The sequence below is a fragment of the Ruegeria sp. C2 genome (assembly GCF_056537765.1).
This window is the reverse complement of record NZ_JBQFRZ010000002.1, coordinates 144,171-170,298: the sequence shown is the minus strand read 5'-3', so window position 1 is coordinate 170,298 and position 26,128 is coordinate 144,171. Positions and strand designations below refer to the sequence as shown.

General features: G+C 52.5%; 16 protein-coding genes. 10 read left to right on the top strand and 6 right to left on the bottom strand.

Annotated elements, in window-relative coordinates:
• Positions 1 to 502: 502 nt before the first annotated feature.
• The 4 genes from ACR0IV_RS10540 to ACR0IV_RS10525 all read right to left on the bottom strand — a co-directional run bounded on the left by ACR0IV_RS10540 (position 503) and on the right by ACR0IV_RS10525 (position 5,816).
• Entirely contained in the window at positions 503 to 2,779 is a 2,277-nt protein-coding gene (locus ACR0IV_RS10540; protein ID WP_480659014.1) for an autotransporter family protein, read from the bottom strand.
• 1,157 nt (positions 2,780 to 3,936) lie between these two features.
• Positions 3,937 to 4,473, bottom strand: coding sequence for a hypothetical protein (locus tag ACR0IV_RS10535; RefSeq protein WP_480659012.1), 537 nt, complete (start codon positions 4,471 to 4,473; stop codon positions 3,937 to 3,939).
• Positions 4,457 to 5,227: a hypothetical protein gene (locus tag ACR0IV_RS10530; protein WP_480617518.1), complete on the bottom strand. Its 771-nt coding sequence runs from the start codon at positions 5,225 to 5,227 to the stop codon at positions 4,457 to 4,459. Before ACR0IV_RS10530 ends, ACR0IV_RS10535 begins: the two co-directional genes overlap by 17 nt.
• Positions 5,228 to 5,300: 73 nt before the next feature.
• A complete protein-coding gene (locus ACR0IV_RS10525) occupies positions 5,301 to 5,816 on the bottom strand; it encodes a DUF805 domain-containing protein (RefSeq protein WP_480617519.1) in 516 nt (171 codons plus the stop codon).
• Positions 5,817 to 6,384: 568 nt separating this feature from the next.
• On the opposite strand from ACR0IV_RS10525, the gene ACR0IV_RS10520 reads away from it, so the two are divergent.
• The 6 genes from ACR0IV_RS10520 to ACR0IV_RS10495 all read left to right on the top strand — a co-directional run bounded on the left by ACR0IV_RS10520 (position 6,385) and on the right by ACR0IV_RS10495 (position 11,742).
• Positions 6,385 to 6,684 carry a hypothetical protein gene (locus tag ACR0IV_RS10520; RefSeq protein WP_170790054.1) on the top strand — a complete coding sequence of 100 codons (300 nt, stop codon included), beginning with the start codon at positions 6,385 to 6,387 and terminating at the stop codon, positions 6,682 to 6,684.
• 300 nt (positions 6,685 to 6,984) lie between these two features.
• Positions 6,985 to 7,347: a hypothetical protein gene (locus ACR0IV_RS10515; RefSeq protein ID WP_170790053.1), complete on the top strand. Its 363-nt coding sequence runs from the start codon at positions 6,985 to 6,987 to the stop codon at positions 7,345 to 7,347.
• A gap of 55 nt (positions 7,348 to 7,402) precedes the next feature.
• Positions 7,403 to 8,017 (top strand): hypothetical protein, encoded by a 615-nt coding sequence (locus tag ACR0IV_RS10510; RefSeq protein WP_171728198.1) that lies wholly within the window; start codon positions 7,403 to 7,405, stop codon positions 8,015 to 8,017.
• A 402-nt stretch (positions 8,018 to 8,419) separates the two neighbouring features.
• Positions 8,420 to 8,593, top strand: a complete 174-nt coding sequence (locus ACR0IV_RS10505) for a hypothetical protein (RefSeq protein ID WP_170493938.1) — start codon at positions 8,420 to 8,422, stop codon at positions 8,591 to 8,593.
• Positions 8,594 to 9,377: 784 nt separating this feature from the next.
• The gene (locus ACR0IV_RS10500) at positions 9,378 to 10,811 is read left to right on the top strand and encodes a hypothetical protein (protein WP_171728199.1); all 1,434 of its coding nucleotides are present in this window, start codon (positions 9,378 to 9,380) and stop codon (positions 10,809 to 10,811) included.
• A 61-nt stretch (positions 10,812 to 10,872) separates the two neighbouring features.
• On the top strand, positions 10,873 to 11,742 hold the full coding sequence (locus ACR0IV_RS10495) for a metallophosphoesterase family protein (RefSeq protein ID WP_170790474.1): 870 nt from the start codon (positions 10,873 to 10,875) through the stop codon (positions 11,740 to 11,742).
• On the opposite strand, the gene ACR0IV_RS10490 is transcribed toward ACR0IV_RS10495, so the two are convergent.
• Positions 11,743 to 12,501 (bottom strand): DUF4956 domain-containing protein, encoded by a 759-nt coding sequence (locus ACR0IV_RS10490; RefSeq protein WP_170493949.1) that lies wholly within the window; start codon positions 12,499 to 12,501, stop codon positions 11,743 to 11,745. It abuts the gene before it with no gap.
• A 182-nt stretch (positions 12,502 to 12,683) separates the two neighbouring features.
• Here ACR0IV_RS10490 and ACR0IV_RS10485 point away from each other — a divergent pair, with 182 nt between their 5' ends.
• Together ACR0IV_RS10485 and ACR0IV_RS10480 are read left to right on the top strand one after the other, a co-directional pair.
• Positions 12,684 to 13,616, top strand: coding sequence for an SdiA-regulated domain-containing protein (locus tag ACR0IV_RS10485; protein WP_170790473.1), 933 nt, complete (start codon positions 12,684 to 12,686; stop codon positions 13,614 to 13,616).
• 219 nt (positions 13,617 to 13,835) lie between these two features.
• Positions 13,836 to 15,380: a ShlB/FhaC/HecB family hemolysin secretion/activation protein gene (locus ACR0IV_RS10480; RefSeq protein WP_480659010.1), complete on the top strand. Its 1,545-nt coding sequence runs from the start codon at positions 13,836 to 13,838 to the stop codon at positions 15,378 to 15,380.
• Between the two features lie 1,625 nt (positions 15,381 to 17,005).
• Here the strand turns inward: ACR0IV_RS10480 and ACR0IV_RS10475 are convergent.
• A complete protein-coding gene (locus ACR0IV_RS10475; protein WP_480661152.1) occupies positions 17,006 to 18,064 on the bottom strand; it encodes an IS110 family RNA-guided transposase in 1,059 nt (352 codons plus the stop codon).
• A 166-nt stretch (positions 18,065 to 18,230) separates the two neighbouring features.
• On the opposite strand from ACR0IV_RS10475, the gene ACR0IV_RS10470 reads away from it, so the two are divergent.
• Positions 18,231 to 18,863: a tyrosine-type recombinase/integrase gene (locus ACR0IV_RS10470; RefSeq protein WP_480660098.1), complete on the top strand. Its 633-nt coding sequence runs from the start codon at positions 18,231 to 18,233 to the stop codon at positions 18,861 to 18,863.
• Between the two features lie 386 nt (positions 18,864 to 19,249).
• Positions 19,250 to 26,125 (top strand): GAF domain-containing protein, encoded by a 6,876-nt coding sequence (locus ACR0IV_RS10465; protein ID WP_480660097.1) that lies wholly within the window; start codon positions 19,250 to 19,252, stop codon positions 26,123 to 26,125.
• Positions 26,126 to 26,128: the final 3 nt, after the last annotated feature.

Sequence of the window (26,128 nt, the reverse complement as noted above, 5' to 3'; positions counted from 1 at the left end):
ACAAGGGCATATTCGGTGCGTTTCTATTTTTTAGCAGCGACGCAAACAGCCATTCGACAAGAGAACTGTAGCATCGGAATCCTTCAACTTGACCAGAATAATCTTTTCTGAACGATCGATTTAAGCTGATAGCGGTCATTGATTGTTTAGGATCCAATGGCAGTTTTGTCCGCAAAGCAGACCTTCGCTACTCTTGCAGAAATATGCGCTATGAACTGCAGCTTTCACGCATAAAACGGACATCGCGCAGTCGCCAGAACGGCTTATTGCTGCAGTTGTGGTTTGGTCGACAATGTCACAATGCAGTTCCCCAAAACGGGCAATCGCTGTGAGTGGGCGGTCTGATCCTATTTGAACTGAGACGTCTCAAACTATTCGTTAGTTTGCGGCGTGTACGACAAAACCAATTTGGGCTTATGAGCTTCTGAAAAGAACACACTTACGACAAATGCCCGACGGATCTTTTTGAAGTCGGCGCGCTGTATCAAGCGCACCGAGAAGATCAGAAGCGAAAGATTGCTCTGAGTTCAGCAACCGCTCCAAAACCCCCATCAAATGTGGGTTGGAACTCGCCGTTGAACCCGACAGTGCGCAGACCGTCTTCCGAGGAATACCCGACGTCGAGGCCAAAAAATCCTGCGACCATGTCTTCTGCATTAGCCACAAACGAGAATGGTGTCGCTGCCACAATCGCATCGACATCATCCGACCCCGCATCGAAAGTTGCGTCGATACCTAATGTCCAATTGAGATCGAACACACCGCCGTTTGATTGCGTGAATGTCTGGGGAAAGTTTAGCTGCGCACGCGTGTTGAACAATGAGACGTTGCGATCCTCGACGGTCAGAGGAAGGTCAACGCCGGTTTCGGTGTATTCATCCAATTGCAGCAATACATAGTTCGCCCGCGCGCTGAAATAAGCCGGCTTATCCCAGTTATTGATTGGCACGGCAACTGCGATCGAGGGAGCATAAAACGTGCCATCGAAATCACCTTCGGCATTCTGGTCGCCGACATTTCGCGTCGCCTCATTATCGGTTGCGCCAACAACAAATGCCGCGTTCAGGCTGAACCCGCTGAAATCGCGTTTCCAGTAAGCTCCTCCGAAGTAGGAAGTGATGTCAGTTTCGCCCGCGTTTTCGTCCAACGAAACGCGGCTGTCGCTATAGCCCGCAAGAAAACCCACACTGCCATTGTCGATGATCTCACTGCTCTCAACGCCAGAAATCAGGCCATAAAAGCGGTGATCGTAGCCGACATTCGACCCGTCGGCGACAACTTCCCGATACCCACCAAGGGCCGATATCCAGGCCTGAGAGCCGTTTTCCACGCCAAAGCGGTCGAGTGCTCCGTAGCCCTGGCTGACCTGATTTTGTGGCGCGACCGGAACGGGATCAGCAGTGTCGATCGTGTTGAAGATTGCGTCTGTCAGATCGCTGATAAAAGTCCCTTGCGCCGCAAAACCTGTGGTATCCACCGCAACGGCCGTCAACCCGTTATTGATCACAACGCCGGCCCCGCCAAAGTTGATGATCTCGGGGGCCGAGGCCAAATCGTTGTCGCCCCCAGTGGCATCCGCAAAGTTCACCGCTCCGTTCAGACCACGCTCAAAGTTAAGCGTATCGATATCGTTTGGGTCATCGCTGCCGAAATCCACTGAGCCATTCACAGCTGAACCCGGCAACAAGTTTACAACATCATTGCCAACACCCTGGAGGTCGATGGCGAAACCGTTTCCACCAGTGAGTGTGCCGCTATTGGTAATCGTTGCAGGCGCGACGCCGGCACGATCGATTACCGCGATTGCAGCACGATCGCCGGAAGTGACATCTGCACTATTGACGACGTAAATTGAGCCATCGCCATTCACTTCGGCCACAATGCCGAAGTCATCACCAAAAATCGTTCCATCGGTCGTGATCGAGATTGTCCCGTTGCCCTCAATGTCCGCCTGAATGCCATCGTTGTCACGACCGGTTACATCCCCGCTGGATCGAATTGTAATGTTGCCGTCACCTTCCACCTGGGATTCGATACCGCTGTTGTCGGCATTGATGTTTCCGACAGAAATGATCGTGATGTCACCGTCGCCATTGACGTCCCCCTCGAGGCCATCATCGGTTTCTGCGAAAACGTTACCTCGGGATTCAATTCTGATGTCGCCATCGCCATCAATCTCAAGCTCAATGCCGTCGTTGTCAGAATTGATGTTCCCCGTCGACCTAACGGTGATGTTACCATCGCCGTTGACATCGGCTTCAATCCCTTCACTGCCGTCAGGTAATGTTGTGATGTCACCAACTGAGACGATGTTGATATCGCCATCGTTCACGACATTAACATCGATCGCATGCCCTTCGAGCGACGTGATATTGCCGGTTGATGTCAGGTTAATGTCGCCGTTGGTCGTTTCGAGATCAATCGCGTCCGTTTGTTGAGAGGTTACGTTTCCGGAACTGTTGACGACTACATCTCCATCACCATTCAGATCGGCGAAGATTGCAAACTGATCGGCTGAGATGTCGCTGGTCGAGTTGATGGTCAGACTTTCGGTCGTGGTCGTGAAATTAATTCCGTCGACGCCAGGCCCTGTATCTATTCCAGGGGTGTCAACACTGTTGATGATAAGTGTGTCGATCGTGGCCCCAGTAACCTCGACACCTGATGATACATCACCGGTACACGTTACGGTGGTGCCCTCGACAATACATGGTCCATTCGATGGTGGTACAACGGTTTGAGCAATTGCGCCCTGTGGCAGGCTTAGTAAGGCTGTCACCCCGAATGCGCTGGCTGACAAAAGGCTGTGGTCAGATGTTCGTAGTGCACTGTGTGTCTTGGTTTTACCTTTCCGCGTCAGAGAAGTTGAATTCCGTCGCGCTTTGCGATTCATCGAGTTGAATTTCGACATATGTGTCTACTCGTTACCCTTGGCTTGTTATTCTGTATAGGTAAGGCTTGGCGCCTACCGGCAAGTAAGACATGACAGTTTCCAAGGAAGATCAAATTAACCTTCTGTTAACGTTTGAAGCTGTTCACTTCTGATGCAAAAATATCATATATTTCATATCATTATGACACTGGTCGATTGCCGGATAACGTCGCTAATCATTCAGTTTGAGAGTTTTTGTGTCTCGGAAATCAGGCAAGTGCTTGACCGGACCGGAATGCGTAAACGGACAAAGGGTTTCGATGGAACTCCATCCGGGTTTTATCGAAACTGACCAGAATGTTCTTCGTATTAGATAATGGTCTTACATCATCTTGTGGTTGTCCCGTCCAATCCCGAATTGGGCTTAACCTCCGGATGCTGCATGCGCCCCCGGCACTAAGATTCTAAGTGAAGGTCCAGAAAGGGCTCCAGAGCTGCCAAATGCACATGCAGCATCCGATTCTCGTGGCAACGGCGGCTATGGGCTTGCTGCCGCCATTCTCTGTGGAGTGCTCCAAATGGAATCAAGAGCCCTAACCAGCCTTTCCCGATCCATGAGACCGCTGCATTCGCATTCGTCAGGTTAGGTTGCATTGCGGACTTTCATGGCATGCTTGGCGAACTCGCAGGACGCGGGACAATACTGTCACTCGCCTGTTGAGGGTGGATGACCACAGGCAGCCCAAAACGGACCTTCTAAAACAGGCTTTGCAGCTCCGGTTTGCGGGACTTTGCAGCCATCCGCATTTTTACTCCAAAGGACCGTAGTCAGCCCAAACCGGACATTCGTAACAAGACTTTGCAATTTCCGAGATCAGCCCAAAGCGGACCTTCGTAACAAGACGTTGCAATTTCCGAGACCGGATGTGGGTACGCTCATAACGCTGCGTTTCTGACATTGATTTCATAAAAGAAAAGCTTGGAAGTTTGCCAACAGGTTTGCATGCCACTGAGGAACCCGAACATACAGGCTCTCAGGCTTATCTGCGGTGCCCAATTACAGTTTACTCCCAATCACCAGCAGACGAGCGCCACGTCTTTGCTTCCGCATCCCAAACACTGGCTGTTGCGCAAGGCGTCGGGTTTATTCCGTCACAATTAGTTCCGTGGACATCTGCAAGGACAATGCGTTGACGCCCGAATTCGACGACCGTCCAGCCTCGATTGAGCAAGGAGTGAACTTCCTCTTCAATCAAGAAGTGCGACATGCATCCACCAGTTCCGCAATAAAGAGATGCAGCACTCGAACACGCGAATCCAGATTCATTCAGAACCCAGTCGGGTTGTAGATCTCCGTCGAGATCGACCCTCTCAACTGCACCCCAATCTAAGTCAAACTGACCGTCGTTGAACTCTGCGCAGGCTTGTTCTGCCAGATCAACCTTAGCCCGCAAACCAGTTGGAAGTTGCGAAACATCAGCCGCGACAGTTGGTGAGGTCCATACTGGGCTCGAAACCAGCACAATCCCGGAAACCAACCCTTTCAACAGGCCCACTAATTGGGAAGCCGGTTGGAGGGTGGCATCAATTGCACTGATCATACCTGTAGTCCCCGTATTCCAGCCAGTTTGCCGAACCTTCGCTAAAAATTAGAAACTCGGACCTGTCTTCCCCAAGCAGGGCGACAACAAATCCGGTCGGCGGCTCAGAGTTTCCGAAAAAGCTGTAGGCTGTCATGGCTCTGATCGACTCGCCGTTGACCGTTACTCGCGCGTCCCACTCTCCTTCCGGATTGTCCAAAATTACAGGTTCGATGACTCGCTCCACCGCTCCGCCACCACAATAGACGATGCCTTCGGGGGGTTCGTAGGAGGCCCCCTGGCTAGCACCTGAATCGCAGGCGGAACGAAGGGACTGAATTGCCGCGCTGGAACCTTTCAAGTCAAAGATTCCGTAGCTAACATCTTGATCAATCATGGACAGATTAACGGATGCATTGGCTGCAAGCTGGTCCTGTACAAAACCATAGTCCTCTTGACTATTGAAACTGACCTCGACGGGATAGTTGTCGACGATCTGCACGGCAGCGTTTTCTGCGCCAACCTGAAATGCCCCAACTTCGGTGGTGCCGTTCTTCAAAAAACGAATGGAAAGCCCTTGTTTGTCCACAATGTCCTGGCTGTCCTCGTATCCAGCCGGAGCAAAGCGGATACGGTCACACTGAAGTTCCAATGTCATGTTTCCAGTCTGAATAAATGCATTGGGATTAGGCCCGGAACTGAACGACCATTCTGCTGATGCTGTGGTCGCCATAGCCATCAGTAGCGTTCCAATGGGAATCAGCTTGAAACTCATTTTCTCTCTCCCTGGTATTAAGAATCGAACTGTCATTCAGCAGAGATTCTGACCCGCTGCCTGCGCAACCAGGTCAGGAAACAGGTGCGCCGTATTCGTTTGCGCCTTCTTGAGAAGGTCGCGTCAGCCACCAGATCATCAGGATGGACAGAACCAATTGAAGAATTGAGACAACAACAATACCGGTCACGCCCAAAACTGCCGCGGGTCCTCGCAATGCATCGGGGTTTTCGGCCCCTTGCTCCAATGCCGAGAAGAACGCCACGCCACCCAGCATAACAAAAAGCGTTGTAATGCTGAGCGCCATCGGCAGCAGCAAGTACCAGCCAGGTCGCCCTGTATCATGCAACCTCCGCCAACCGGCGGCCAGCATAGGGATGATAACGGCCAGTTGGAAAACAGAGGACAGAACTCGAGATCCTTGCCCTGTTTCTGGGTTGGTCCCGAATATGATCGCATCCACCACAGCTAAAGCAGAACTCACGAGAACCACAAACAAGAAGAACCACCAGTATTCTGAGCGCATAGCCCGACCGGAGAACTGGAAGTATTTCGAGAAACACGTTTTGACGGCTTCAACAAAACCCATTTTCAATCCTTTCTTGGTTTCTGCGCGACCTCAGAACGCCTCGCCGACCCAAAAGAACACATTCGCCCTCATGGGTGCTCCCACCTACCTTTTTGTTTGTGGGCAGACGCCTATCGTACGAGAGCGTAATGAAGTTTACGCGCGGAAAAAATGTTGATTTATTAAAAATTAGATTCAAACATGTGAATTTGACACAACTTTCATTTTACCTCCGTTGTGATCGCTGTCGCCCGACTTGTCGGGCCCTACCGGCCGCTGGAGTGAGTGCTGGCGGTCGGAAGGCACTTCACAATGATTGAGCGTTGGGAGGACGCGATGCTTATACTTAGTGTACTCGGCCTACCTCCAGAATTCGCTCGAGCTTCTGCCATTGTCGTCATTCAGCCTTCACACGTTGTCGGCGGTCTCGGTTGTCAAAGTAATATAGCTCCGCCCGCCACCCCCCGCGACAAGTTGTTGGGAAGGGAAGTTACAGGGCCGAAGTATGTTTCATAGCCTGCTCCGACGCGAGAACTTCAAACAAGCCATCCAATTTCACCAATTTCAACGGAACCAGAGGGAGAAGAAAATGTCTAAAAAGATGGTGATGATTGCGGGCGCAACTTGTTTCGCACTGCTTGCGGCCTGCGACGATACGAGTACATCCAGTGCGTCCGCCGAACTCACACCCGCTCAGCAGGCGTGTTTGCGAGATGTAGCCAGCACAACGAACAATTCGCAAGTCGTGGTGCTCTCATCCGCGTTTAGCGAGGCGGGGACACAGGTCACTGTAGGCGTTGGCGAGGATCGTGCTCCTTGGAATTGCATTGCTTACAGTGATGGCACGACAGCTGGTATCGAGTTCCTGGGCGACGAAGGCGCATTGTGACCAGTCTGCTGCGTAGCCGAAAACGGCTGCGTAGCACTGGCTTGATTTGCTGAGGCTCGACTTGGTTTGTAGAACCACTATCATTGTATTCGCGATCCTTTACCTGTTGGCGTTGATTGCATTCTTGACGGGCACATTTGGCTGGTTGGGACAGGAAAGAGACCCTTTGTCCGGGGTGTTCCTTCTGCCGTTGGGACTACCTTGGATACTTGTAGCGGACTCGATCTCAGAGTCGGCCAAACCGTGGTTCGCGGCGCTCGCACCGGTGCTCAACCTGTTAGCGCTGGTCTTGATTTGCAGATGGGCACATGGTTTGCGCCGGTAGTGAAAGCCGCGCTTATTCTCACCAAAAGGGAGGAAAACATGGGAAAAGTGATCTTGGGTATTGTGATCGGGCTCGTCCTCGGCGTGGTTGGGGCGATGACCTTAGGTGGCGGGGCCGCAGTGGGTGTCGGCGTTGCGACAGGCTTGTCCGCCGGTGTCTGCACCACATTGAAAGGAGCACAAGCAGAGAACCTGATCACCCCCGAGCAAGCGGATCAGATCCTCAATCGCGTAAATTCCGAGATGGCATCACTGCAAGGAATTGAAACGACAGACGAGGTCGTCGGCAGCGCACAGGCATGCGATGAGTTTCTATCAAAGTTGAGGGATGCAAAGTGAGGTTCCGCTTAGTACGGAACAAAACTGTAAGGACAAGCCAACAGGGAACCATCTGATGAAACTCGTTTTACTCAAACTCCTCACTCCCATGTTCGCAATCGCGGGCACTGCTGCTTTTGCAATGTCAGAAGCCGATGACGCGTGTATCGACCAATTACGGCAGGTTGGAGGACCAGACGGTCAATCAGGTACGATAGAAAGCTCAGAGTTCTCGGAAGCAGGTACGCTCGTCATGCTACGAGATGCAGGTGGAACACTTTGGCGCTGCATCGCGTACAAGGATGGAAGCATTGGAGAGATGTCGGTTGTCGAGGCGATGGATGATGGCGGTGGAGCCATTGCAGGCGTCGCCGGTTCTACCGGTAGCCAGCGTGTCAAATTCGATGTCGGTTCCACTGGCGCCGAACTTGTCGGCCAACTCGCGCCCGGAGCGTCGCAGCAATACCTTCTCGGTGCAAAGAACGAACAGTTCCTTTACGTCCGCGTTGCTCCGCGAAATGGCTCCTTGGACTACGTCATTCGTAACCCCGATGGTTCTGAACTGTTGGGATTGATGTCGGCGGACAAGGAGTATCGAGGACAGCTTTGGCAATCCGGTGATCATGTTGTGGAAGTTATCAATCGCAGCAACTCTTCCGTCGACTACAACGTAATTTTCGGAATTGAATAGGTGATCAATCAGAAACCCTGGAACGCAAGTCCAAAAAAGCGAGGGAAACACAGATGAATCCCAAGGTCCTATTGGTGATCGGCACGACGTGTATTACTGCGCTTGCAGCATGCGACGAGAGTGGCGGATCAGTGGATGCAAGTGCACCAACTGTGGGCAGCTCTAGCGATCTTTCGTCATTTGAAGGGGCAAGAGCGGGACAGGCTGAAATGGGCATCCAGAGTCTCGGATTTGAACTCATCCGAAGCGAAGGGCTCACCTCGTACTGGTTTAACACGGATACTGGTGCATGTGCTCGGATCACGACATCTGAGGGAAGGTACTCAGATGTAGCTATGCTGCCATCAGGTGACTGCTGACACATTTTTCATAAATCAAACATCTGCAAAAGGGAGCTTAAGTTTGCATTTTGATCTGGCACATGCGGCGGTCATCGTTGTCGCTCTGATTGTCACAAACCTGGCATTGAAGTCGTCCGGCGTGATCAACGAAGAAAGCAAACACCAATGGAACTGGAAAGTTTTTCTGGCCTACTTCGTGGTCGTCTTTATCATCAATCTGGTGTGGCCGATTTAAAGCTTCAGGTCGGAAAGTCTATCCCGCACTTGATACGGCTGTTGAGAATGAGCCGCTCCAATAGATTACCAAGTAGGAAGAGTTTGAGCATAACAGGCTGAAAAATAGAAAGGAGCTGGCATGCGGTTTTTGACGTCCCTCATATTCATTGGTGCTCTGGCAACCGCGGCGAATTCTGACGTAACCAGTCGAAACGGTGGCCCAAGCAACAGTCAAATGCTTTCAAAGGGTGGCGACGGAGGTGTTGATGGCGTCGCTTTCTTTCGCCCAGTCTTAAGCGGAGTATTGTATCGCTCTGGTTTCAAAGGCGGCGACAAGGATCGAACGGGTCTGAGTAAAGTTCAACGCGAGACCCTTTGCGATGAAGGGTTTTCAACCGGGTTTTACGCAGACTTCGGCAAGAACACCGAATACGGCCGCACAAGTTGCGGAAACGGATCTTTCGACTATCAAAGCGCCAGATCCTCCCGACCCAGTGCTGTCATGGCGCCCATACACGAAGTGATTCAAAACCCTGGAAAGGGCCCTGTTCTGGTGCACTGCATGTGGGGCGTTCATTCCTCAGGTGCATTGTCGGCGATGGCGCTCGTTCAGTTTTGCGGTTGGACAGAAGAAAGGGCCAAGGAATATTGGAATGAGGCCCGAAACGGGGCCCCATGTTCAGGCGGGTGTGACCAGTGGATTGACTCAAAGTTCTCCAACTTCAGTGTCGACCCCAATTTGAAGATCTCTACCGAACAACAGGCAGCGATTTGCCCCAAATGATATTGGGAGAACTATCCAAATGAAGTTCATTCTTCTGGGGTCACTTGCTTTCATTGCACCCACCGTCTTGTGGGCGAACGACGATGTCCTCGGTGAAGCCACGACATTTGATAGTCCCAACGGCGTTACTGAACGCTGTATTCGGATCGAAAAAGTTTCAACGGGCGAGTATAAGAAAAGCGATCTTGAGGAAGAAACGGCCTATTGCGAGATCGATTTCTATGCCTCCGAAATTGCTATTTGCCCAAAAACCTGGAGTACCAGCCCAGGAATGGCCGTGTACGATATTTCGGAAGGACCCTACACAGGGAACCGTACTGAGTTCGAGAGAAACGCTTGCAAAGAGGGGAAGGCGGCGAAAGATCTGGCCAAGGACAGGGTGGCCAAATTCAAATCCACCATGAACCAAAAGGGCACCAGTGGAACCTTTTCCACCTCGTCGCTGCTTTACTATCATTTCTCCAGATATTTCGACACGACTGTAAAAGTTCCAGTCGCCGTTTGGCGTAGCATGGACGCCCAGGCGCACTTTTCCGAGGTCGCAGAGCCCGGCCTTGCGATTTCTGGCGGCTCTCATGGTGGGCGCATGAACCACGAAGGCTGGCGGGTCTTCGCGGCTGCGGATGCCGACCCGAACTCGTACCAGCCAACCGACGATCTGTTCACCGCAGATCGAACGCAAATATACGGTGCGCTGCTTGATAGCCCTGGGCATCGATACGGCTCGGAAATCAACGGCACCCGTAAATCTGGTTGGGGGAAAGGTCAGAACCGCGATTTTCAGGAAACTCCTGCTTTCTTGGCTTTGCGTTCTTCAAAACCCTTGCCAGAGGCCATTGTAGAGGGCGTTGGAGAAGGTCGAAGAGACCGGATGATCAACAAGGATCTCGGTCCCGATGTCAGCGACCAACAGATGGCATTTTGGATGCAAGAACTTACCGAGATTGTACTCCTCGATTTCATCTTTAGCCAGCAGGACCGCGTAGGAAACATAGACTTCACACCCTATTGGTATTGGGTCGAAGACGGAAAGCTGAAGCATAAGAAAGCCAAGCACCATGAGCCAAACGATGGAGACGTTCCCGACGACGCATTATTGATCCGTCGCAGCAATCTAAACGACAACGATGCTGGTGGGCGTGTCGAATACGCCAACTTCGCGAAATCTACTCAAATGCTGGAGAAAATTCGCCACTTCTCTCCAAGCACGTATCGGCGCTTGGTTGCATTGAATAGTGACCTTCAATCCCAAGGCCCAGTCTATGACTGGCTATCGCAAAGCTTTGGTTTGTCAGACAGTCAGATTGCACAAGTTGTCAAAAATACTGCGCTGGCAACGTCCATTCTCCAGAGCAATTGCTCAAATGGCGATTTGATGTTCGACTTGGATCCTGTCGCATTCTTTTTGAGAAACGGCACCGAGGTAGAGGCTGTGGACTGTTATGTACCGTAGGTGTTCTGCTCTTATTGCGGTGTGTATTTGGACCGCTCTGCTCGCCTGCAAAGCGGCGGCATTGGATGTCATCGTCATATCGGATCTGAATGGAAGCTATGGTTCGGTAAGATACGATGCCCGCGTCGACAAGGCGATTGAGCGCATAATCGAGTTTGATCCAGATCTGGTTATTTCGACCGGAGATATGGTTGCGGGACAGCGCATTCCCAACTTGTCCGACAAACAGGTCAGGGATATGTGGAATGCGTTTCACGAGGTCGTATCAGATCCATTAGAGGCTGCCGGCATTCCATTTGCGGTCACACCTGGAAACCATGATGCCTCCGCCTACCGAGGGTTCGAGCGTGAAAGGAAAATATACGCAGAGGAATGGACGCCGAGAAAACCAGGCGTCGACTTCTTGGTTTCAGATGACTACCCGTTCTTCTACGCATTTGAGATGCAGGGCATTACGTTTGCGTCTTTGGATGCAACGACCCTAGGACCCCTATCCGGTGACCAGCAGGACCGGTTACAGGAATTGGGTGCAGACGGAGACCCGATTGTCACTTTCAGTCACCTCCCACTTTGGCCGTTCGCGATCCAGCGCGAACGCGAAATCATCGGTGACCCAACACTTGAAAAAATCTATCTGGAAAGCGGTGTTGTTCTGCATCTTTCAGGCCACCATCATGCCTTCTACCCCGGTTGGAAAGACGGTGTGGCTTATGTCTCTCAAGCTTGTTTGGGAGGTGGTCCGCGGCGGCTTATTGGCGATAGCGCCAGATCACCTCACAGCTTCACTCATGTTACGTTCCAGCCGAACGGAGAGTTTGAGATAGCCGTATATCGAGGCCCTGACTTCGAAAGGTCGGTAAACTTCAAGTCGCTCCCGAAAGAGATCAGATCCCCGAATGCGGTGTTGAAACGCTTAGACCTTGTGAAATGACTAGAGGTTGAGTTTCAGTTCGACTTTTTCAGGGACCAGATCATTTATCATCTCTTCGATCCGGGCTTCCGTCAGTCCACCCGAGGTGATGAAAAGCAATGAAACCCGAGATTTTCCGGGGACGTGGTGTTTTCTGACCAGCTTCCAGCCAGCCTCTGTGGCCATGGCTTCAATGGCTCCGGTGACTTTCAATGAGTGCTCTTCGTCCGAAGCTTTGAGCGAAATTTCCACACCCTTGTTTCGCCCTCCGAGCCAAATGAAACACCAACAAACAACCGCCACTAGTGTGGCCATCAGCGGCAAGCCCAAACCGACCGCAAGACCAAGAACAGTCACGATTATCATTTCGACAGTGTCCACCGGATCATCGAGATTGGAGCGGAACCTGAGCAACGCTCCGATACCAAAGATAACGAAACCGATCATTGACCCGTGCTGAACCACCAGGAAACCAACCGCCATGCCGATAAGCGCATACAGGAAGAAAAGCCTTGGCATAACTATGTCGCGGACGCTTCTACGGGCTTTACGTCTCACCGGATGATATACGATCAAGCCAGCCAGAATGATCGTGACGATCACATCGAGAGTAAAGAAATACAGTTCCTGTTTGCCACGAAACTGCGTCCACCGGCGTTCGATAACGATTTCCGACCCCGAAGCCCCGGCCAGCATCGTCGCAGGGTCGACTTGTGACACCGCAGCACCTGGCAACAGCAGCATCAACAACACGGTCACAAATGTGAGGGTCGTATTCAACTTGTCTTCCTCCCTGCTCACGCCAAAGGCTTACGCTTAACCAAAGGCACATCGTGCCCTATTCAATTCAATCGCAACAGGCGGGATCAGGTAAAGAGATTACAGTGCATTCTTCGGACATCGTATCCGGACTGTGATACGAACGCTGATACAGGGATGTGGTCCAAGCGCGAGAGAATCCAATGACAGAAAACAGAGTGTTTTCGTCAAAAGCTGAAATTTCACGGTGTTTCTGCAAACTTAGACGACTCGCTTTTACGGCCAGCTCGGTTGCGGCAGCCTTCTTGCCTTGGACCAATTTTGCCTACGCCGAAAGTGCTGGTTTGGTTCTGGTCGATAAATTCAAGGTGGCAGACAAATCAGAGGGATTTTCAGAGCCTTCCGGTTTGGCAATGTCTAACGCTGAAGGCTTCTTGTGGTCTGTAAGTGATGCCGAACCTAAACTGCACCTACTCAGAGTCGACGGGGTATTAGGAAACTCTTTCAAGTTGCCAGCATTGGCAGGATCAGATTTGGAGGGTGTTGCACCTCGAAAGGATGGGTCTGTTTTGGTGCTTCAGGAAACTGACCGATCAATTCTAGTCGTTCACCCAACCGAACCCATTCAATTGACAACAATACCTCTCACATCTCTTAAAGGTTACTCGGCCGCCGCTGAATTACTCGTTGGCAACCCATTAAACAAGGGACCCGAAGGTATCGCTGTTGACCCGGAATCGGGGCGGGTCTTCATTGGCATTGAAGGACAACCAAGGTTGTTAATGGTCGTATCACCAGCGCTAGACGAAATTGTTGAGATCATTCCTTTAGCCCGCGATGCAGGTTTTATCTCCGAGCGTGTAGATGATGATGAACTGGATTTGAGCGGCCTAGCATGGTCCCCGTCCTCACGTTCTCTTTGGATTGTAAGTGACAAAGGCCGTCAAATCTTCGTCTACAATCCAGAGTCCAAGTCCGTAAAGTCTATCAGTTTGACGTTCACAGAAGATGGCAAACAAAAGGAAGTTAAACATCCCGAAGGAATCGCTCTCGATGAGACCAAAGGGCTTCTCTATGTCCTAACAGACGATGCCAAGAAATCGCGGCTTTATGTTTTTGAGCAACCGGAATTGTGAGGACTGTCCTACTAGTTCTCTACTCTAACTTGTTGAAAAGCCGGTTTGTGTAATTCAGCGCCGTCGTATGTGCGGCGTAATAAGTAAATCTGCGTTCTGTTCACTGTGTTTCTTAATAACATCACCCATCAATACATTCGAGTAGCGTCAGGTTCACACATGCGAACCACATAATAACATTGGACTTCAACATGCTCAGTCACTTTAAGGTTGTCAAAAATGCGCGTATTCAGATCAGTTGTTTTTGCGATCATTTGCACTCTTGTGGCCACTGCATCAGTTCCAAGAAGTAGCATTGCCCAAACCTGGGACATCGCATCCCAGCACTCGGTCAGCGGCGTAACGGTGTATGATGCGGATGAGCTGTTAACTTTTGCCGGTCAGTTGGCCTTTGATCGATCAGGGCGCATTACAGCGGTGGAGGTCGCATCAACGATCACTCAGATCTACCGAGAAGACGGCTACTTCTTGGCTGAGGCCTGGCCTGGTCCCGATGGGCAGAGCATAGTTGTTGATGAAGGGCGCATTCAAACCATCGAAATTGAAGGCGTAGATACTCGCACGTTCAAAACACTAGAGAAGATTTTTCAGCCCCTCACCACCGCATATCCAATAACTCTCAAACGATTTGAGCGGGCGGTTATGCTAGCCGAGGACATACCCGATTTGGACGTGTCGACCGAACTTGATTACCCGGATCAGGCTGGTGCTCGGCTGAGGGTATTGGGAGAACCTCTGCGCAAACAAGCCGGTAGTGCGACACTCGACAACCCTCCGCGTGAGCTTGGAGAAGCGCTCAGCTTCTATGTCGTACAAGAGTTTTATTCAACGCTGACCGTCGGGGATTTGCTGCGATTTGAGGGATCAGGCAATTACAATTGGGACAAAGACGATGAACACTCTTTATGGGGCGCTCTTACCTATCGCACGCCGCTGAACAGCAATGGTCTGTACGGTGAGATCTTCTACGGGAACATAAACGCAAAACGTGACCTCTCGGGGGACTTTGCGAGAACAGATATTGACGGCGAAAACTTCACCGTCGCGATGGGTTACCCCGTAATCCGAGATGTAGCCCGATATGGATACTTTCTGCTGGATTATCGCCTTTCAAAAGCGGACTCAGTCAGTGGCGGCGTTCCATTATCCAGTGACGCGAGTGTCGTTGGCCTTACTTATCTTTACGGGCAAAACTATCCAAAGGGACAAGCTCTGGAAGCGGGGCTAACCTTATCTTTTGGCGATAATGACAATGAAACGACAGACGCGAATTTTGACGACGGGGACTCTTCGTTCTGGCATCTACGAGGCGGCATCGGATACGAAAGCCCACTAACGGGCTTGTCGCCCAACACAGCTTGGCGCACCGAGATCTGGGGGCAGTACACAACAGACCGGCTGCCCTCTGTCGAAGAGTACTTCCTTGGTGATCGCTACGCTTTGCGCGGATATCGTTTTGACGAAGTGGATGGTGATTCCGGGATTTCCGCGATTTTCGAAGTGTCTCATTCCTACTTCCCCAGTTCCCAGAGCATCCATCGCTTGACACCCTTTGCCTTTTTCGACGTGGGTTACATCTCGAACAATGACCCTGCGAGTTTTGAAGTTGACAATGCTACACTGGCCTCGACTGGTCTGGGTTTGGACATTGAGTTTAAGCGAAACTTATTCCTGTCCGGATATGTCGGTGTCCCTTTGAGAGACGGTCCGTTGACTGACTCTGGCGATCCTGGCGCGTATCTTGCTCTGACAACAAGTTGGTGAGGATGTTATGAAACTGAACCGCATTGCTGTACTTACCGCAACTTGTCTGATTGCAGAACTGGCCGCTACGCAAGTCGTTGCCGGCGGAAATCATTTCGGGTGGTGCCGTGGCGTGGGGAATCCGCACCAGTCGAGCCAAGGATGCGGGCAGGCCGGTGGGCAAGGGGTAGGCAATCAAACTACCGGCCCAACGCAGCCGGTGGCAAATCAGTTGCCGCCTAAAGGAACGCCGCAAACACCCACGTCCGTTGCTGTGCCCGTCCTTGCGCCGGGCGCGGTCCCGAACGCAATCCCCGGTCGCGTTCCTATCGCAACGCCCGTTCAGGTTCCAATTGCCACACCACCGCAAATTGCTGTGCCAAATCCGGTGCAACAGCAGGTACCGCAACCCATAGCGGGTCAGACCCCAGTCGTCACTCCTCAGCAAACTCCTGTGCCTTCGACGCTACCGCAACAGGTGCCTACGCCTTCCACGGGACAAACGCCTGTTGCCACTACTCCGCAAATTGCTGTGCCAAATCCAGTTCAACAGCAGGTACCGCAACCTAATGCGGGCCAGACCCCGGTGGTCACTCCTCCCCAAACTCCTACGCCATACCAAGTTCCCACAGCTGTTCCCATTGCGGTTCCTGGCCAGGTTCCACAGTTGACACCAAAACCGACGGCAACTCATGTGGCCGTCCCAGGACATCCGAAACCTCAAGGCGTCGTGACAATCATGCGCCCCAAGCCGAGGCCGACAACCGGTACTGTCCAGCAACCTGGCACAACACAAGTGACCCACCATCTAAATCACCAAAGCAATTCAAAGAAACACGATCACGTCGCAGCAATACCTGGACGGCATGACCCGCACGACCTACCGAGATTCCGCAACGCGGCGGCCAAGGAAAACTGGGAATGTGTTGCCAGCGGTTTCGGACAGCGCCGGTATGATGCTGGGCGAGGCGTTTTGCTGAACAACGGAGCGTTGCGGCACCTCGGAAACGTGGACGCTATGGCACGAGATGTACCGGCACGACATCCAAAACACTCTGGCTGCATTATTTCGGTCAAACGGAAGCAGCGCTGAAGCTCGCATGGTAGGTTTTGCTCGGACAATGAGATTAGTCGACCAATAGTTCGTCAATTGTCATCTGGATAATTGGATTTCGTATTGCCCATATTCCCTGGCGTTTACGTTGGCTGACGTAGCCCAAAAATGCTCTGTACCTAAATTTGCCTCAATTAGGACAACAATCTAAAGTGCCGCACTTCCAAGAAGAGCCTCCGACCATCTGGGACGGTCAGGTCGGGCAAGCGAAACGTTGAACGGCAACTTTGCAAAGTCAGCTTTCTGCGCATAGCCGCCGTCGGTTGATCGCGCAGCATCGGTCACTATGGGCTCATATGTATGTACCGGCTGCTGTTCGCAAATGATTTCTTCGCATGTTCCTCGGAAGTCGCTCATATGTATCCGGCCTGTTGATCGACACGCGGGTCGTGGCCTTGTTGGGGTTACGCACGCGCCGTGATCTCATTAGCGGACAGGTCGGTCATGACCTAGTGAGCCCTCAGATTCTGGGTGCGTAGTTTTTCCGTTCCATGCTTTCTATCTGTCGCGAACTCCTTTGGGTTGCTTCGGCTCAGACGCCGATGGCAACCTCGTCTCTTGGCGCATCGAACGCCGTTTTATGTCTCAGAATGCTCCACGCCATGCGGGCGAGCTTATTGGCAAGGGCGACAGCAGCTTTGTTGCGATGCATGCGCTCAGAAGCACGCGCCAGCCAATCGCCAAAGCTGAAATCGGGCCAACGATGCGGTCGCATCATGATAATCTTTGCCGCCTGAACGAACAGCATCCTCAGGTACCTGCTTCCCCGTTTGGAGATGCGTCCCAACACGGTTCGACCGCCGGTGCTGTATTGTCGAGGCACCAAACCGACCCAGGCCGCAAAGTCACGACCGCGATCGAACGCCTCACCTTCACCGATCGCCGCAACCATCGCGGTCGAGATCATCGGGCCGATACCAGGAACAGTCATCACGTTGACGCAGTTCTCTTCGGTTCGGCTGATCTCCTCGATCTCGGCAGACACCTTGTCGATCCTGTCGTCCATCCACATCCAGTCACCGTAAAGGCCGATCAGAATTGACCGCATCCGCGGCGATATCTCGTCTTTGCGTTCTTCAAGGATCACTTCGAACGAGTTCTTCAGGGCACGCAGGCCTTTCCGGACCGTGATGCCTTGCTCAATCAGGAATGCGCGGATCTGATTGATGGTCGCCGTCCGGCGAGACACCAAACGCGATCTGACCCGGTGCAGCGCTTGAAGATCGAGCTGATCCTGGCTCTTCTCGGAGACAGTTTGCAGGTTCGGCCGAAGCGCGGCCTCTGCAATTGCTTCAGCATCGTTGTAGTCGTTCTTCTGGCCTTTATTGAATGGCTTCACGTAGATTGCCGGGATGATCCGGGGCTCAAAGCCCATCTCGCGCAGTGTCCGGCTGACAAAGTGCGCGCTCAAGCACGCTTCCATGCCTACAATACAGCGCGGCAACTTCTCGAATGTTGCGACTAATGCGAGGCGCTTGATCTGCTTACGCAGAACCCGCTGTCCCGTCGGATCGAAACCCACAATGTGGAAAGTGTCTTTGCCAATATCGATGCCTATCGACATTAACTCATCAAAGTCTTTCTTCGCCATGCTACTTCTCCAGTTCGCAGAAATAGGCAAAGCCTAACCTGCTGGGTGAAGCAGCCGGTACATCCCATTAGCGGACCTCGGAGGCAGCGCAGCAAGCTATGATAAAATGTTCCGGTCAACGTCGGGTTGTCGCTTTGGGAGGGCATGGCGGATCGGAGGATCAGTCATGGAAACACCAAATCTACCTGCCATTCGTGCTCTTCGCCCCGCTTGGAACAAGGGGCGGATCGTCGGCCAGAAGCGACCATTAAAACCAAAGCGCGTCTGGGCAATCCGAGTGCGACTTGAATTGGCTCAGAACCATCGAGACCTAGCGCTGTTCAACATGGCGATCGACAGTAAGTTGCGCGGCTGCGACCTGGTGAAGATGAAGGTCGTTGATGTCATGGCATCCGGTCAAATCAAGGAACGGGCTTCGGTCCTTCAGAGCAAGACTCAAAAACCTGTGCGCTTTGAGATATCCGAAGGCACACGAGCCTTTGTTGAGAAGTGGATGGAAGACGAACTGATGGTCGGTTCCGAGTACCTGTGGCCGGGCCGATTTCATGAACGCTTACACATCTCGACACGCCAATACGCACGGATTGTCCGCGATTGGGTCACGTCGATCGGTCTAGAGGCAAGCGCCTACGGCACCCATTCAATGAGGAGAACCAAGGTTACTCAGATCTACAAGAAGACCGGAAACCTTCGAGCTGTTCAGCTTCTCCTTGGCCACACCAAGATGGACAGCACCGTCCGATATCTAGGTGTGGAACTTGAGGATGCCCTAGCGATCGCCGAAGCTATTGAAATCTAGGTTGGTGGGCCGTCCGAGAGGGGCGGCCCAGAGCTGCCGTCCATCAACGCCGTAAGTTGCTGCGTTTGCATCGCGCAAAGCAGACATCCGCCCCGATTTGGCGAACGAACTCTAAGCAGGCCAAGCAGCCATTGGAAGTCTTAGATACCCTACCGGCATCGCCCGAACCGCATAGAACACGACCCACAAAGAAACTCTGTGACTTCTATCGTATGCCCACTAAACTCCGGTCTTGTGTGTTTCATTAGTTTGCGTGGGGGGCACGAACGCAGGTGGGTGGAAAAAAGGCATCAAGAGAGACTGCTGATTCAGCGTCGTCATCCTCGCGAAGCAGGGGGCTCAGCGCGGATGATCAGCAGGCTCGGTTTGAAGCCACCGCGCGGGTTATGCAGGCGATCTCCGAGACCAAGGAAGACATCCAGCCAGTATGCGACCTGATTGTAACGCTGGCAAAAGATCTCTGTGATGCCTTTTTTGCCGGTCTGGTACTCGGGCAAGAAGGTGATGCTCGTCAGCAACTGGTTGCCAGCGTTAATCTACACCCGGATATTCAACAACTCTGGCTCGACGGCAAATACACGATGGAGCCAGGCAACTCCATTGTGACCGACACAATTCTAAGTGGCGAGACAAAACGTGTTGTCGATATGGGGGACACCGATTTTCATAAATCGGGAGATGAGCGCTTTAAGCTCATCGTCGACACTCATGGGTGCAGGAGCAATCTCTTTGTTCCATTGAAAGTGGGTGGTAGCGCAATCGGATGCCTGATGTTGGCACGGGATGAGGTACGACCTTATTCCGACGATCAGGTGCAGCTGGTTGAAACATTCGCCGCGCAAGCGGTCATTGCAATTGAAAATGTTCGACAGTTTAGCGAGTTGCAGGTGCGTCTGGCTCGTGAAGGTGCCACGCGTGATGTTCTGGAGACGATCAGTCGGTCTCGGGAAGATGAAGCACCGGTATTTCAGACGATCTTGGAAAACACCGCACGGCTTTGCGGAACAGATGTAGCCACGTTGAGCCTGCTAAATGAGGCAGGAACTCATCTTGAGTATGCGGCCCATTTTGGCGAGCGATTGGCGACTTACGAGGTCGGCGTGGATCGCTGGTCTCTGGACTCAAATTTACAGATCGCCGAATCCGTGCGGGAAGCACGGGTCATTCACAATGTCGATTTGCGCCAGACGGATCACTATATCAACGGGGATCCTTGGCGTCGGCAATTGGTTGACGAGGAAGGCGTCCGTTCGTTTCTGACGGTTCCTTTGATGTCGTCGAATGGTGATCCGGTAGGCGTCATTGGGATTTACCGGCGTGAGGTGCGACCCTTTACCGACGACGAGATTTCCTTGGTCGAGGGCTTTGCGGCGCAGGCTGTGATCGCAATCGACAATACCCGTCAAATGAAAGAGCTGCACACCCAGTTGGAACGCCAAGCGGCGACGCAGGAGGTTCTGAGTGTCATCAGCAAAAGCCGGGACAACGATGCACGCGTCATTGAAGCGGTGCTACAGCAGGCCACGGAAATCTGTGACGCGGATCAGTCTGCACTTCTTTTGGTCAACATTGCTGGAACCCATATTCGACTGGCAGGAGCATGGGGTCACAATAGAACCGACGTCCAAATAGGAGAGGAGTGGCCGCTTGATGGTTCCATCACGGCTGCCGCAGCGATACGAAATTGTAAGGTCGTACGCGTTGCTGATATTGTTGACACCGATTTCTACCGTTCGGGTGATCCTACCGCCGTTAAAATGGTCGAGGTCGAGGGCATCAGGTCACGGGTTGTAGTCCCGTTGATGCAGGGGGAACAGGCGATTGGTGCGATTGCAGTCAGCCGCCGCGAAGTCCGCCCGTTTTCTGATCCCGACGTACAATTCATTGAAGAGTTCGCCAAACACGCCGTCATTGCCATCGAGAACACACGCCAGTTTCGCGAGGTTCAGGAACGACTTGAGCGGGAAAAAGCCTCCCGAGAAATCCTCGAAGTCATCAGCCGCAGCCGCGACGACGAAGGGCCGGTCTTCCAAAGCATTCTCGAAAACTCCAGCCGTTTGTGCAAAGCGCCGCTTGCCTTCTTATGTGTGGCTGATCACGAACGCGGAATCGCAACGATCCCGGCCAATATTGGTGCGAGAACCGATTTTGACGAAGCGCTCAAAAATTTTGAGGAGCCGCTTACTCGCACTGAATTAATTGCGATCAAACCAATGATCGATGGCGAGGTCATTCGCCAGGACGATATCGCGAACGATCCCCTTTACCTCAGGGATCGCGACCCAAAAAGGGTTCAGATGGTTGAGATTGAAGGGGCCCGCTCGGTTCTGGCGGTTCCGTTGATGAAGGATGACCTGGGTCTCGGTGTAATTGTCCTCTATCGCCGTGAAGTTGCGCCATTCTCAGACGACGACGTGGCACTGGTCCAAACCTTCGCGGCTCAAGCCGTTATCGCAATGGAAAACGTCCGACAGTTTCGCGAAGTTCAGGATCGCACAGCGGAAGTTACGCAGGCTTTGGAATACCAGACCTCTACATCCGAAGTGCTGCGGGTTATTTCGGCGTCACCAAATGAACTGGCGCCTGTTCTTGATGCTATCCTCAGAGAAGCGTCGCGCATCTGCGAATTGCAGGATGCCTATGTTGCAATGTTGAACCCCGACGATCAGCTTTTTTATGTTCTTGCGATACTTACGCAGGACACGACCTTTGCGGAATATGTCAAAGCGCATCCTATTTCGCCTGATGAAAGCGGTGTAAGCGGGCGTGCCATACTGTCGAAACGCACCATCTATATCGAAGATGTCGAAACCGAGACGTCTTATACTTGGATGGAGGACAGCGGCGTCGGGGAATATCGGTCCCTGCTCGGGGTCCCGTTGGTCAAAAATGGCGAGGTTGTGGGTGTAATTTCGGTCGGATCAACCGAGGTTTCGGGATTTTCCACCAAGCAGATTCAGTTGTTAGAAACCTTCGCCGACCAAGCGATAATCGCCATTACAAATGCCAACCTGTTCCGGGAAGTGGAGGAACGCACTGCCGAGGTCGTGCAGTCACTAGAATACCAGACTGCCACGTCAGAGGTTTTAGACGTCATCTCTCGTTCGCCTAACGATCTTCCACGGGTGCTAGATGCAATCCTGGAAGTTTCCTCACGCATTTGCGATCCAGAATATGCATTCTTCGCAATGCGGGATGCTGACGATGGGTTGTACCGTGTGGCCATGTCCCACAACGTGAGTGATGCGTTTCTCAACTATTTGTCAGACAACCCTATTGCCCCAGAGGAAGGCTCGTGCATCGGCCGCACGGCCCTTCATGGCAAGACTGTTTACATAAAAGATACGAGTAAAGATCCAACTTACACATGGAAGGTGGCGGCGGAGATCGGTGATTACCTTACCACCCTCGGCGTCCCCTTAGTCAGCGAAGGCGTGACCGTTGGTGTTATCGTCATGGCGCACCGGAAGCCCGGGGCGTTTAGCGAAAAACAGGTCAACCTGTTAGAGACATTCGCATCCCAGGCTGTGATCGCGATCAACAACACCCGTTTGTTTAAAGAAGTGCAGGCACGCACCGCAGAAGTTGAAGAAGCGCTCGACTATCAAACAGCCACATCTGAAGTGCTGGGAGTGATCTCGCGCTCGCCAAATGAACTCGATCCAGTTCTCAAAGCTATTTTGCAGGTGGCGGTTCGCATCTGCAAACCCGAAGCGTCTTACGTCGCACTTCTGAATGAAGACACTGGAATTTATGACATTGCTGCGACCCACAATTCCGCCGCAGCTCATTTCGACGTCATAACCCGTCAGGTGCTTGTTCCAGACAAGGGTACGACCACGGGACGCGCCGCGCTGACAGGCAAAACGGTGTACATTGAAGATTTTGAGCACGACCCGGATTATGCTTGGAAAGAAGAAGCACTGGGTGCCGGATTTCGTTCAGCTTTAGGGGTCCCACTGGTAAAGGATGGGGTCACGCTCGGCGTGATTTCACTTGCTCATTCGAATATTGGGGCGTTCTCGGACAAGCAGATAGCTTTGGTTGAAACGTTCGCCTCGCAAGCGGTAATTGCGCTTGGAAATGCGCACCTTTTTGACGAGGTGACAGCCCGAACCAAGGAAGTTGAGGAATCGTTAGCGTACCAGAAAGCCACAAGCGAGGTGCTCGAAGTTATTTCCCGATCTCCTGATGCATTGGAGCCTGTGCTGGAGGCGTTGCTGGCCGTTTCGTCTCGCATTTGTCGCCTGCAGGATGCCTTCGTGGCGCTTAAGGCACCCGAAGATGGGAAGTACCATTATTTTGCCGGGCACAATTTGTCGGGCAAATTCGCGGATTTTTTAAAGGCGCATCCTTTTGAGCCCGGGGAAACATCGGCCACGGCACGTGCGCTTCTGCATGGACGGGCCGACTATGTTGAAGATACGCAAGCTGACCCCAATTACGATCCGCTGCTCAAATCCAATCTCGAGGGCTATCGATCCGTCCTTTCCGTGCCACTGATCCGCGATGGTGACACAATCGGCGTTATCAGCATGGGGAGCCGAACCACCGCAGCTTTTGACGAAAAGCAAATCAAGCAGATGGAGACTTTTGCGTCACAGGCGATCATCGCCATTCAGAACTCGCAGCTTTTCAATGACACGCAGACCGCCCTCGCGCGCCAAACCGCAAGCGCGGATGTTCTAAGAGTTATTTCTGAATCCCCAACGGATACCAAGCCGGTTTTCGAGAAGATTGTCGCGCTGGCGACGACCCTCATAGATTGCGACCTGTCGATTGCTATTCAGGCGAACAAGACTGAACTTTGGCAAATCGCCGCTGCGACACCCGGTGGCGTCGAAGAAATCACATGGACCGAGCGCCTGCCAATTGATCCCAAAGACAATTTGCCGTCCAAGGCAATCAAGAACGGCAAGACCTTGCATTTGCCCGAATGGCGGTACGATGAGCTACCCCCACGCGATCAAGAGATCATCCGCAGGAAAGGGTTCAAGTCTTCGCTGACAGTGCCTCTGATGCGCGGGACGGAATGTTTCGGTGCCTTGGTGTTCATCCGAAAAACTGCCAAAGTTTTCAGCGAAGATGAAGTCGCCATTGCCGAGTCCTTCGCCGATCAGGCCATCATCGCACTGGAAAATGTTCGCCTGTTCAATGAAACTCAGGCTTCCCTGGCACGTCAGACTGCGAGCGCTGATGTATTGCGGGTGATCAGCCAATCGCCCACGGATACAACGCCTGTTTTTGAGGTGATCGTAGATTCCGCGACACGGCTTGTTTCGTGCGACATGGCTGGTGCGGCGTTGTCGGATGAGAGTTTTTGGTGGCAAGTGGCTTTGGCCTCGCCCAAAGGACTGATACGTGATTTCGGAAGAACCCGGCACCCGCTGGATCCGCACGACAATTTTCTGTCGTCTGTATTACTTTCTGGAAAAACCATGCATGTGCATGATTTGTCGTCGGGTGACCTGCCGCGGTTGGCAAAGAAACTTCACGAAGAAAGCGGGTTTGAAGCTTTCCTTGGCGTGCCATTGATGCGCGGAGGCAAATGTCTGGGCGGCCTCTATTTCATCAGGAAATCCAAAACACCATTTTCGGATGACGATATTGCAATGGCCGAGTCCTTTGCCGATCAATCTGTTATTGCCATCGAGAACGTGCGCCTTTTCCGCGAAGCTGAAGAAGCGCGCGAGGCTGCTGAAACTGCCAACGAAGCAAAAAGCGCATTCCTGGCCACGATGTCCCACGAAATTCGAACCCCCATGAATGCCGTAATCGGGATGAGCGGCCTGTTGATGGACACAGAGTTGGATGCAGAGCAAAGCGACTATGCAAACACCATCCGCGATAGTGGTGACGCGTTGTTGGGTATCATCAACGAGATCCTCGACTTCTCGAAAATTGAAGCCGGGCAGATGGATATCGAAAACCATCCGTTCGACCTGCGCGAATGCATAGAAAGCGCTCTCGACTTAGTCAGCGGCAGAGCCGCCGAGAAACAGCTGGATTTAGCCTATGAGTTCGATGACGCGCTACCGCTGGCGATTAGCGCAGATCTGACCAGATTGCGGCAAATTCTGCTGAACCTGCTTTCTAACGCAGTGAAGTTCACCGAAAGCGGCGAAGTGGTTCTGTCTGTTGAACAATCCGCCAAGGTACAGGGATCGCTCGAACTAACGTTCAAAGTCCGAGACACTGGAATCGGCCTATCCCAAAAGGGCATGAGCCGATTATTTCAGTCTTTCAGTCAGGCGGATAGTTCAACGACCAGAAAATATGGCGGCACTGGTCTGGGTCTTGCGATCTCGAAACGCCTAGCAGAACTTATGGGCGGGACTATGTGGGCTGAAAGTGATGGCGAGGGGAGCGGGTCCACCTTTGTTTTCAAGATCCAGGTCAAACCTGCAAAGCCAGCTAAGTCGACTTCTCGCAATCTTGTTGGTGTACAGCCTGAACTTGAGGGCAAGCGAATTTTGATGGTGGACGACAATGCCACCAATCGTAAGATCCTTTCGCTTCAAACCGAAAAATGGGGCACACAGACCACGACGTGTGAATCTCCTTCAGAGGCGCTGAGCATACTTGAAGAAGGCACCGAGTTCGATTTGGCCATTCTCGACATGCATATGCCCGACATGGATGGAGAAGAGCTTGCCAAAAGGGTTCGCGCCAAGAAACCGGGCTTGCCACTTATCCTTTTCAGTTCACTAGGCCCGCGCGACATAGACCTTGAGGATGGGCTCTTCGCCGCCAACCTTGCCAAACCTTTGCGCCAATCACACCTGTTCGATACCCTGGTCACATTGTTCGCGACTGAAAAACTGCGCGTAGAGCCGTCCAAACCTCAGAGCAAACCGCAAACAGATCCGAATATGGCAACGCGACATCCGCTGCGGATTTTGCTGGCCGAGGATAATTTGGTGAACCAGAAACTTGCACTTCGTCTGCTGGAACAGATGGGCTACCGCGCTGATTTGGCCAGCAATGGTGTTGAAGCGGTCGAAAGCGTCAACCGGCAAACATACGATGTCGTTTTCATGGATGTGCAAATGCCCGAGATGGACGGGCTTGAAGCATCTCGTCGTATCAACAAAGCGCATCCGGATGGTAGCCGCCCTCGCATAGTTGCGATGACCGCGAACGCAATGCAGGGTGACCGTGAGATGTGCCTGAAAGCGGGGATGGACGACTACATCACCAAACCGATCCGCGTACCGGTCCTAATTGAATCCCTGTTAAATTCCCCCAGAATAAGAAGGTGATCC